The organism is Protofrankia sp. Cj3, assembly GCF_917627355.1.
In the GTDB taxonomy this organism is placed as follows: domain Bacteria; phylum Actinomycetota; class Actinomycetes; order Frankiales; family Frankiaceae; genus Protofrankia.
This window is the reverse complement of sequence record NZ_CAKJTR010000164.1, coordinates 1-10535: the sequence shown is the minus strand read 5'-3', so window position 1 is coordinate 10535 and position 10535 is coordinate 1. Positions and strand designations below refer to the sequence as shown.

Genomic DNA, 10535 nt, shown 5'->3' with positions numbered 1-10535 from the left:
CCGTCAACTCCCGTCACGGCCCAGCCACGACTGCCGGTTCAGGCAGAATCCGGACTTCCTGCGGCGTTCACTTAGAACTACGCCATATTCATATTGGACTATCAATTCCAGCCAAAATCCCAGGCACACCCACCGATTCGGGCGGAATTAAAATTTCCTCCGATATTCATCCATGGTTATACAATGTTCACCTGCTACGAATAAAGATTGCAACTGTTCAGGCGTTTCCGGCTCCGTGGTAGCCTGCCGGTTAGTTAGCTATACAATGGCGCTGAGAACCTCAGAGGGCAGCCAGGAGCAGCCCTTGGCGAGGCGTCCGAGGGCGTCAAGCATCGCGACCCCCGTTTTTGCGGGCGTCGACAGGTAGCTACGCAGAGCGACGAACTGGCGGGCCCCGGTGAGGGGCCACGGACAGCCGGGCGCTCTTACTGATCGTGAACTCATGGAGTAGTGACAGGATTTCGTGGGGTATCCCAGGTATCGGGACGGCGGTGAATTGACCGCCGCCGATCGCGCACGACGGGAACACATCCGACTCCTGGCCGCGGGCCTGTTCATCGACGGGATGTCACCATCGGCGGTGGCCAAGCAGCTGCGGATGTCTCGGAAGTCAGCCGACACCTCGCGTCAGACCTGGGAGACCGAGGGTGGAGACGTGCTGCGGTCAGTAGGGCCGGCGTCTCGACGACGACCAGCTCGCCCAGCTGGCCGGCAAGTTAGATCGTGGCCCGACGGCCCACGGCTGGAACGTCGACCAGCGGTGGGCCCTGGTCCGGATCGCCACCCTGATCGGCCGGCTGTTCGGGGTGTCCTACCTCCTGGCCGGGGTGGACAGCCCCACCGCATGGGGTATTCCGCGCAGCGACCAGTGCACCGGACGGCCGAACGTGACGAGACCTCGAGCCATCTGGCTGCGGGAGGTGTGGCCGGACGTAAAACAACAGTCGCGGCCCGCGGCGCGGAGGATCTGCTGTGCCGACAAGGCAGGCCAAGGGCTGAAGCTGCCGAAGGCACGGACCTGAGGCCTGTCTGATGGATAGTGCTGGAATGCGGGATCAACCGGCTGAAGCGGAACCGGGCGGTCGCGACCAGGTATGACAAGCTCGCTGTCCGCTACGAAGCCACCGTCACCATCGCAGCGATCAACCAATGGCTCCCATAACCGACTGACGAAACACACCCTAACTGGTCAATAAGGATTAGATGCTCCTGCACTACCCGTCTCGGGCGGCGTCGGCAGGCCAGCGACAGACACAGCGGCCGGATCGAGTGCCGGCCCGGTTGGCACCAGCCCGAGCAGCAGCGACGGCACGGGCAACGAAGCGACCGAGTTATAACCGAGTTTTGCCGCGACTTCCTTGGACGGCAACGGATACCGTAGCCCCAGATCTGTGATCAGATAAAGCGTCCCGTCGGTTGCCCCGGGCACCGGCAGATCACGAACAAGCAATCCGCCGCCCGGCGGAACCGCGACGCGGACGCTTCCCCCGCCGGCCGCGCTGGCAGCAGCAGTCGCGACAGCCGGAGACGAAAGCGGCGCGAGCACCACCTCCGGCTGCGCCGGACCGCTGTCGGTGAACCGCTGTCGCACGCATGGGACCGACTCGCCGGGGCGGGACCCGGATGCGGCCCCGGACGTAGCCGTTACCAGTGACGGCGACGACACCGGCCAGTCCACGGACAGTCTCGGTGCGGACGACCGGGCCGCCCCGGCAACCGCGGAGAAGTCCACTGGCAGCAGCCGGACGCCGGCGCCGCGGTAGGCCGCACGGCTCGCCGGGTCACCAAGCACAAGGGCCGTGGCCAGCGGAGACAACGTCGACAGGCCGTCCGGACGGACCAGGTAGGACTCCTGGCTGCCGGTACCGGGATTGCGCACCGAAAGCACCTGCCCCACCACTGTCGGCTGCCCACCGACGGCCGGTCCCGGCTGCCCGCGTCCGGCGACATCCGGCCAACGCAGATCCGATCCGGTAGGCAACGTATTCACCCAGGTTCCGGTCACCGGAAGCGCCGATGCCGCAGCGTAGCCGAGAGCAAACTGGACCGCTGCGCTAGCAAGCCGCAACCGGTGGCCCTGCCACACCAGGTACGACCGGCCGTCTGGATCCTGGACGAGGAGCGCCTGTTCCGGACCGATCGTGGCGCCACCTGCCGCCGCATCCAGACCGACTGCCACGGTGAGCGAGGTCACTCGGTTGCCCGAATCGTCGGTGCCTGTCGGCGCACAGACCGACCACACGTCTTCCGGTGTACGGCCACGGTCGGGCAAAGCGTCCGGCGCACCGGCAATACCCACCGGGGCACCGTGTGGGACGCCGTGCAGCGACTTCCGCGACACCCGCACAACCCGCGGTTGCTCGCCCATCAGCAGCAGCGCCGACGCGTAGTTCATAACGGGATGCAGCACGCCTTCCACAAACATGTACCGGTTGCCGGTCTCCCGCTCGACGACAAGGCTGCCAGGCGCCCGCCAGCCCTTCGCACCGCCGGGTGCGACGAGTCCCCAGATGAGCGCGCCGGCCACCGCCAACACGGCGATCATGACACCACTCACCATCCCGATGCTGAACCGTCGGGTCGGCGTCGTCGGCGCATCGGGTTCGGCGCGTACCAGCGCCGAGACAACACGCCCCACCACGAACTGGTATGCCTGAAGTTGGTCACGCTTGGTCTGCATCAACAGCCACCTCCCCGATACCGCCGGGCATCATCCGCCAAACCCCCGCATCGCGCCGTACACGCCGAGCAACGCCAGTACAAGCGGGATCAAGCCGGCAGCCAGCAACGACTCGACCAGATCGGCGGCCCGTCCCCAGTGCGGCAGCATCCGACGACCCGGTAGCGCCACCGCAGCTGCGGTGAGCAACCCAGCGGTTGCGGCCAACCCGGCTGGGACGACGATGGCGCGGACCGTCGGCGACGCTCTGAAGGCCGTGTCGACGACCAGGCACGCCACCCCGACAACCATCGGGATCAGCAGTGCCGCCCGCTGGCCCGCCCCGACCAATGCCCGGCTCCGGAGCGCGAGCAACACCGTCACCATCGCAGCCACCGTCATCGACGCCCACCCTGAGTCGGTCGCCAACAGCGCCAGACAGCCGGTGGTCACAATGCCGAGCGCCGCGTACAGCGCGGTCAGGCAGGTGCTCGCCACCGCGGTGGTATCCAGCAGCCGCTGCCCCGGCAGGGGGTCGATATCGTCGTCCAGATCATCCGCTCCGGTCGGGAGCCCAGGCATCCGCATGCCGGCGAACCGGAATGCGGTGATCGGCGCGGCCGCCGACATCGCCAGCGCGACCGTGACAACGACAGCCGCGGCTTGCGGCCCGGACAACGACGCAGCGACCGTGAGCATTCCCCCAAACGCAATCAGTGCACCGGCGGCAATCGCCGTGACGAACACCGGTCCCAGGCCGCCGACCGCGACCAGGCACAGCCCGGCAACCGCGGCGACCGCGGCGCCCGACATCGACAGCCCGGGACCGTTGAGAAACACGCCCGGCGTATCCGTCGACAGCTGGCCGACCAACAGGCCGCCGACCGCGGCGAAGCCAAGAGCGCCGACACCCAGAACGGTGCCGATCGCCGCATCACCGATCGCCCGCGACGCCACCATCGCCCCAGTGACCAGGACGACCGTGATGCCCCCCGCGGTGACAGTCCTACTGCCGGCGGCACCGGCCGTACTACGAAAGCCAAGCATGCCGACAGCGACAGCGAGCGTGGCGAGCGCCAGCGCCAGGAAGAGCCACCGGGTGAAGGCGGGTCGCCAGCGATCCGGCAAGGACCGCACGCCGGTGGAGACACCGTCCACAAGGTCGTCGAAGTCGGCTACCGGCAGCTGGTCACCATGTGGGCGTAAGTAGAGGGTCTCGCCGTCCGACAACCCGAGAGATGCCGCTGTCTGGTCCTCTGCCAGCGGCGCGGCCCCCAGCCGCTGCAGCACCCATCCTCCCTCCGGGAGACCGCGTTCGGCCAGCTCATCGCCGCACTGCCGCAGCAGCGCCGGAAACAGGTCCGCCAACGGGACCGTCACGGGCACCGCCAGCTCGACGATCCGGTCCGGAGACACCAGCGTGAGCCGGCACAGGTCCGAGATAGCCGTTGACATCATTAATGCCCCATTTCTCCTTTTTTCGCGCACGCTCAGTCCGCCGGACCGCCTGGGCAAACCGGGCAACCCAACCCATGCACGCTTGAACCCCCCGAGGTGAGTTCAGCCGTGGGGATTGTGAGTACCCGGCCTGGCACCGCCGGGTCACCAAGCGGCCAGGCCACCGGATGGCCGAGCGGTCCCCGAGCCCGGTCCCCGGTCCCCGAGCCCCGAGCCCGAGCCCGAGCCCGAGCCCCGAAACACAGGCCCGCTTTGACTGCCGAATCAGCAACGACGAGGAGCTCGGGTTGAGTACGGTGATCTTTCGAAGGCCTCCGCGGCGCGCGGCGCCCGAAGTGCCGAGCGGGGAGCTACCCCTCCAGGAACCGCCCGCGCTGCCCGAAACGGAGTCGGGCGGCATGTACACCATCCTGATGTACCTGCCGATGGCGCTCGGCTCCGGCGCGACCGTTCTGATCTTCATACAGCCGGGTGCCGCGGTCATCATGTACCTGGCGTCCGGCGCGATGGCGCTGTCGATGGTCGGCATGCTGCTGGCCCAACTGCTCATGCCAGGTGGAAACCGCAAGCGCAAACTGCGCGGCGAACGCCGCGACTACCTTCGCTACCTGTCCCAGGTCCGCCGGCAGGTGCGACGGGTGATGGACGCCCAGCGGCGCAACGCCCAGTGGCTGCACCCCGATCCGGCCAGGCTGTGGTCGGTCGCGATGAGTGGACGGCTGTGGGAACGCCGGCTCACCCACCCGGACTTCGCCGAGGTCCGGCTGGCCACCGGGGAGCAACGGCTGGCGGTGCGCTTTCGTCCGCCGCAGAGCAAACCGATCGAAGACCTCGAACCGTTGTGTGCCCGTGCGCTGCGGCGCTTCATCCGTGCCCATGCCACTGTCCACGGCCTGCCGATGGCTGTGCACCTGCGGGCCTTCGCCCGAATAATGATCAAGGGTGACGTCGCCACCTCGCGGGGAATGGTCCGGGCGATGCTGGCTCAGGCCGCGACCCTGCACGCACCGGGCGAACTCGTGATCGCCGTGTGCGCCGCGTCCGATCGCCAGCAGGAGTGGGAATGGATCAAATGGCTGCCGCACGCGCAGCACCCGCGCGAGCATGACGCCGCAGGGCCGGTACGGATATTCGCCGACGACTACGCTGACCTGGAACAGCTGCTGGGCGATGACTTCACCGGCCGGCCACGGTTCGAGCCCGACAGCACCCCCAGCCGGGACGAGCCCTACGTCATCGTGATCCTCGACGGCGTACCGGTTCCCCACGCGGCCCGGCTCGCCGAAGCAGGCTTCCGCAACGCCGTCGCCGTCGCCATCAACGGGGACGGGGACGGGGACGGGGCGCTGCGCTGGCGAGCCGACCGGCTCGGCCTACGCCTGGCGACGACAGCCGACCGGGTGGACACCATCGGGGTCGACAACGCCGGCCAGGACGTCGCGACCCGGCTGGGGCAGCCCGACACTCTGGACGTGACGCGTTGCCGGGCACTCGCCCGGCAACTGGCCGCGCAGCGGGTGGAGATCTCGGTGGAGTCGACCGAGCCGATGAGCACGGACATCAATCTCACCACGCTGCTCGGCACCGGTGACCCGAACACTTTCGACCCGCCGGCGGCCTGGGCCTCGCGCAGTCCCTGGGACCGGCTCCGGGTGCCGATCGGTGTTGCCGAGGACGGCTCCCCGGTGGAGCTGGACCTCAAGGAATCCGCACAGGGCGGGATGGGTCCGCACGGGATACTGATCGGCGCGACCGGGTCGGGCAAGAGCGAGTTGCTGCGCACGCTCGTACTGGCACTCGCGATGACCCACTCCCCCGAGGTGCTCAACGTCGTACTGGTCGACTTCAAGGGCGGCGCGACCTTCCTGGGCCTGGACGCGCTGCCGCACACATCAGCAATAATCACAAATCTCGCGGACGAGCTGCCGCTGGTAGACCGTATGCAGGACGCGCTGCACGGCGAGCTGGTCCGCCGGCAGGAGGCGCTGCGCAGGGCCGGGCACAGCTCACTCCATGAGTACGAGCGCGCTCGGATCGCAGGCGCCTCCATCGAGCCGATGCCAACATTGATCATCATCGTCGACGAGTTCAGCGAACTGCTGGCAAGCAAACGCGATTTCACCGAGCTGTTCGTCATGATCGGGCGACTCGGCCGTAGCCTCGGGGTGCATCTGCTGCTCGCTTCGCAGCGTCTCGACGAGGGACGGGTGCACGTCCTGGAATCGCATCTGTCCTACCGCATCGCGCTGCGGACCTTCTCCGCGATGGAGTCGCGCGCCGTCCTCGGCCTGCCCGACGCATACACGCTGCCGTCGGCGCCCGGCAACGGGTATCTCAAAACCGACACGTCGACTCTGATCCGTTTCCGGGCGGCCTATGTCTCCGCACCGCACCGGGCCACCACCGTCAGCGCCAGTCGCGCGGCCGCCAGCCGGCAGGTGGCCGCGTTCGCCGCCGGTTACATGGCGCCTACGCTGCCGCCTTCAGTGGATCACGCCGATCAGCAACCGGACGTGTCCGATGCCAACCCGCCCGGCAAGCCCCTCATTCAGATCATCCTGGATCGGTTGCAGGGCGAAGGGCCACCAGCCCACCAGATCTGGCTCCCGCCGCTGGCCAACCCGCCCACTCTGGACCAGCTCCTGCCGCCGCTGGCCCCGGATCCGGAACACGGCCTGGTACCGCTGAGTCGACCGGATCGGTCCGAACTGTCAGTGCCGATCGGCATCGTCGACCGGCCGTTCGACGGCCTGCGTGACCTGCTCATGGTCGACCTCGCCGGGGGCGCCGGCCACGTCGGTGTGGTCGGGGCACCGCAGAGTGGGAAGAGCACCCTGCTGCGCACCCTGATCCTCAGTTTGGCGCTGACCCATACCCCACGGCAGGTGCAGTTCTACTGCCTCGACTTCGGTGGTGGTGCGCTCGGCGGGCTCGCCGACCTGCCACACGTCGGCGGCGTCGCCTCCCGGCTCGACGTCGACCGGGTCACCCGCATCGTGGCCGAGGTGTCCGGCCTGCTCACCGCTCGCGAACGGCTCTTCGCCGACCACAGCCTCGCGTCCATGACGGACTATCGACAGCTGCGCCGTGACGGCGGCTACCAGGAAGACCCGTATGGGGACGTCTTCATCGTGATCGACGGCTGGTTCACCCTCCGCCAGGAGTTCGAACAGCTCGAGCCAGTGCTGTCAGACCTCGCCAACCGCGGCCTCAACTACGGCGTGCATCTGATCATTTCCGCCGCACGCTGGTCGGAAATCCGGCCAGGCATGCGGGACCTGATCGGCAGCCGACTCGAACTGCACCTGGGCGACACGCTCGACTCCGAGGTGGGCAGCCGAGCCGCCGCGAACGTGCCCGCGACGCCCGGCCGGGGCCTGACGTCCGAAGCGCTGCATTTCCTCTCCGCGCTGCCGCGCCTCGACTCCTCGACGACCATTAACGATCTTGCTATCGCAACCCGGGCCGTGGTGGACGCGGTGCTCCAGGCCTGGCCCGGCCCGAGCGCCCCAGCGGTACGGCTGCTGCCCAACCTCCTCGACGCCGAGCAGCTGCCCCCGCCCGACGGCGACCTGCGGATGGCCATCGGTCTCGACGAACATCGGCTTGAACCGGTGTTCCACGACTTCAGCGAATCCGCCCATCTGATCGTGATCGGTGACGCGGGCGCGGGGAAGACGAACCTCCTGCGCCTCGTCGCACAAGCCGTCGAGAAACGGTACTCGACCGCGGAAGCACGGATCATGTTGGCCGACTACCGGCGAGACCTCTTCTCCATGGTGACGCCAGAGCGCCAGCTCGGCTACGCCGTGTCGAGCGACGCCCTGCGACAGATCATCCGCGAAGCCAGCGAAACGCTGCGCGCCCGGCTGCCAGGCCCGGAGATCACTCCCGATCGGCTGCGGCGGCGCGACTGGTGGATAGGACCGCGGTTGTTCGTCGTCGTCGACGACTACGACCTGGTGTCAAGCGGAATGACGACTCCGCTGGAACCGTTGCTGGACCTGCTTCCCCAGGGAGCCGACATCGGCCTGCATCTCATCATCTCCCGGGCCGCGGCGGGCGCATCACGGGCGATGTACGACCCGATCATGCGTCGGCTGTGGGATCTCGGCACGCCAGCGCTGTTGATGTCATGTCCCCGGGACGAGGGTACGTTCCTCGGCGACGTCCGGCCCCGGACGCTTCCCCCGGGCCGCGCCCAGCTCGTCAGCCGGCGGCAGGCCCAACTCGTCCAGTGCGGCTTCATCCCTGTCCCGACAGTCGAGGAACTGTTCCAGTGATGCTCCCGCGCCTGCGTCGTGAACCCGGCGGCGCAGGCGCGGGAGGCGCGCATGCGATGGAACGGACCCACAGCCGGCGCCGTACCGACCCGGCCCCGTGTGACGAGGGCGCCAGCGAACGGCCACGACGCTGGCAATCCGGGAAAAGACCGCTGGTGGCGGCCTCGGCACGGTGCCGAGGCCGCCACCAAGCGCCGGTCCGTCCCCGGCCGGCGCGGCCGGTTACACGGGCACCGCCAAGATCTCCTGACCATCAGGCGTAATAATCATAAGTGTGGCGATGTGTTCTATGGGAATACCGACAGCCCCACTGATACGTTCGCCCGCGGGCGTGGGTGAGTGGGGTGGTACGACCCAGGTGCCGGCGATGTCCTGGATTCCCTTGTGGGAAACCGCGACGAGCCTGCAACGCTCTCCAGCGGCAACAGCGCGTTGGGTACCTGCTACCGTAAGCTGAATTCCGGTTCCCCAGACAGCCGGGGTGAGTACGGCCCGGCCGGTGACAGCTGTCTTGGTATCGCTGCCCTCCACAGTACGGACGCCGACGGACGGTGTGGGCGCGGCCACCGGCACCGGCGCGGCACTGTTGGAGTTACCCATAGCGAAACCGACCGCGCCCGCAGTCGCCACACCGGTTGCGGCCGCGGCAGCAACCGCGAACAACAGCCGTCGTGGCAGAGCATTCGGCGGCAGACCGGCCAGCGGTGGGCCGGCCGGGATCGTGTCCGGCGCCGGCAGGCCCACAACCTCATCCTCCTCGGTCATGGTGCCAGCCGCCAGATCCGCGACGGTGTCGCCCAGATCAAGCAACTCGGCATGGCACGACTCGCAGGAGCGCACATGCTCCTCAAGCCGCGCCTCCTCCTCGGGCTCAAGCGCCCCGAGCAGGTAGGCGCCGAGCGCACGGCGGTACTCCACATCGGTGGTCATACAGCCAACTCCCGCCCCTCATCGAACGCAAGTCGAAGAGTCCGTAACGCATAGTGGATCCGCGACTTGACCGTACCGACCGGAATACCCAGGACACGAGCAGCTTCTACAGCTGTCCTGTCCTTGAAGTACACCTCTATGAGGACGGCACGGTGCTCGGGGGTGAGACGGGACAGCGCCCGTTTAACTTCAAGTGCGGTCAAAACCTCCTCAGAACGGTCCCAGACGGCGGTCTCCGCGGCGTCGTCCTGGTTCACTTCGGTTGGCCGCGCCCGCTTCGCGCGGTAACCATCGACTGTGACATTATGTGCAACCCGCATGAGCCAACCACGTACGGAACCCCGCTCCGGGGTCAATGCCTCCGCATTGTGCCAAGCCCGCAGCAACGTCTCCTGGACGATGTCCTCCGCGCGATACCGGTCACCGACCGTCAGCCGCAGTACGTAGGACAGCAACGGGGCGCCGTGCTCGGCGTAGAGCTGCCGAACGAACTCGGCCCGATCCCTCGGCTGTTCCGCTGGTCGGGGCAGGGCTAGATGTCCGTCGCGTGGATCGTCTCCGACCTGGACCATGATTGGGCAGCCAACCAGTTCAGGTCAGTTCGGATCCACCGGCACAGCCCGGATGTCGGTTCGGGCCCGCCCGTCGCCCGGAGTGCCGTCCACTCGCACCACGCTCGTTCGATCTCATCACAGCCACCTAGATCTATGCAGATAATAGATAACCCTGCTTTAATTTTTACTAATGTGGACAAACCCTAATGGATTCCCCGGACGAACGCCGCATGATCCCCGAAACTGGACACTCTCGTCCGGAGCCGGCGGAATTTTGTGTGTCTGGCGGGAACGGACCACCGGCCCTAGGCAGCCGGGTAATGGCATTATGATCATCTGATCGCGCGGCAGCACCCCCGGCGGGCACTCACCCACCGCGTTGTCTGTCCACCTTACTCAGCCGGCTAAGAGCGCCTGGCAACAGGGGGCGCGCTGCCACGGGGCCGGGATACGGACCTCGTGTCATCGCTGCCCATGCATTGCCGCGCGATGCATGGGCAGCCCGGCTCGCCGGTCGCCGCCCACCACAGTGGCTCTCCGCGATACCCACACCCAACCCGGCTCCTTCATCCACAGTCCTGGCGCCGGGCACTCCCCGACACGCCTGATAGCTGACGGCCGACACGAACGATGGCCCAGCAAGACAACCTG

The 10535-nt window shown here is 67.5% G+C and carries 5 protein-coding genes and 1 pseudogene; 2 read left to right on the top strand and 4 right to left on the bottom strand.

From position 1 onward, the window contains the following. Positions 1-1042: 1042 nt before the first annotated feature. Positions 1043-1162: pseudogene (locus tag MJ783_RS18445) on the top strand (IS5/IS1182 family transposase); the annotation flags it as partial. A gap of 27 nt (positions 1163-1189) precedes the next feature. Here MJ783_RS18445 and eccB read toward each other — a convergent pair. Together eccB and eccD are read right to left on the bottom strand one after the other, a co-directional pair. Then, the gene (gene eccB / locus MJ783_RS18440; protein ID WP_239311955.1) at positions 1190-2680 is read right to left on the bottom strand and encodes a type VII secretion protein EccB; all 1491 of its coding nucleotides are present in this window, start codon (positions 2678-2680) and stop codon (positions 1190-1192) included. A gap of 30 nt (positions 2681-2710) precedes the next feature. Beyond that, on the bottom strand, positions 2711-4117 hold the full coding sequence (gene eccD / locus MJ783_RS18435; protein ID WP_239311952.1) for a type VII secretion integral membrane protein EccD: 1407 nt from the start codon (positions 4115-4117) through the stop codon (positions 2711-2713). A 287-nt stretch (positions 4118-4404) separates the two neighbouring features. Between eccD and eccCa the strand changes: the two genes are divergently transcribed. Then, positions 4405-8400, top strand: a complete 3996-nt coding sequence (gene eccCa, locus MJ783_RS18430) for a type VII secretion protein EccCa (protein ID WP_370651692.1) — start codon at positions 4405-4407, stop codon at positions 8398-8400. Between the two features lie 222 nt (positions 8401-8622). Here the strand turns inward: eccCa and MJ783_RS18425 are convergent, their stop codons facing one another. Together MJ783_RS18425 and MJ783_RS18420 are read right to left on the bottom strand one after the other, a co-directional pair. Further along, the gene (locus MJ783_RS18425; protein WP_239311947.1) at positions 8623-9330 is read right to left on the bottom strand and encodes a zf-HC2 domain-containing protein; all 708 of its coding nucleotides are present in this window, start codon (positions 9328-9330) and stop codon (positions 8623-8625) included. Continuing rightward, positions 9327-9902 (bottom strand): sigma-70 family RNA polymerase sigma factor, encoded by a 576-nt coding sequence (locus tag MJ783_RS18420; RefSeq protein ID WP_239311946.1) that lies wholly within the window; start codon positions 9900-9902, stop codon positions 9327-9329. The genes MJ783_RS18425 and MJ783_RS18420 overlap by 4 nt, the downstream gene beginning before the upstream one ends. Positions 9903-10535: the final 633 nt, after the last annotated feature.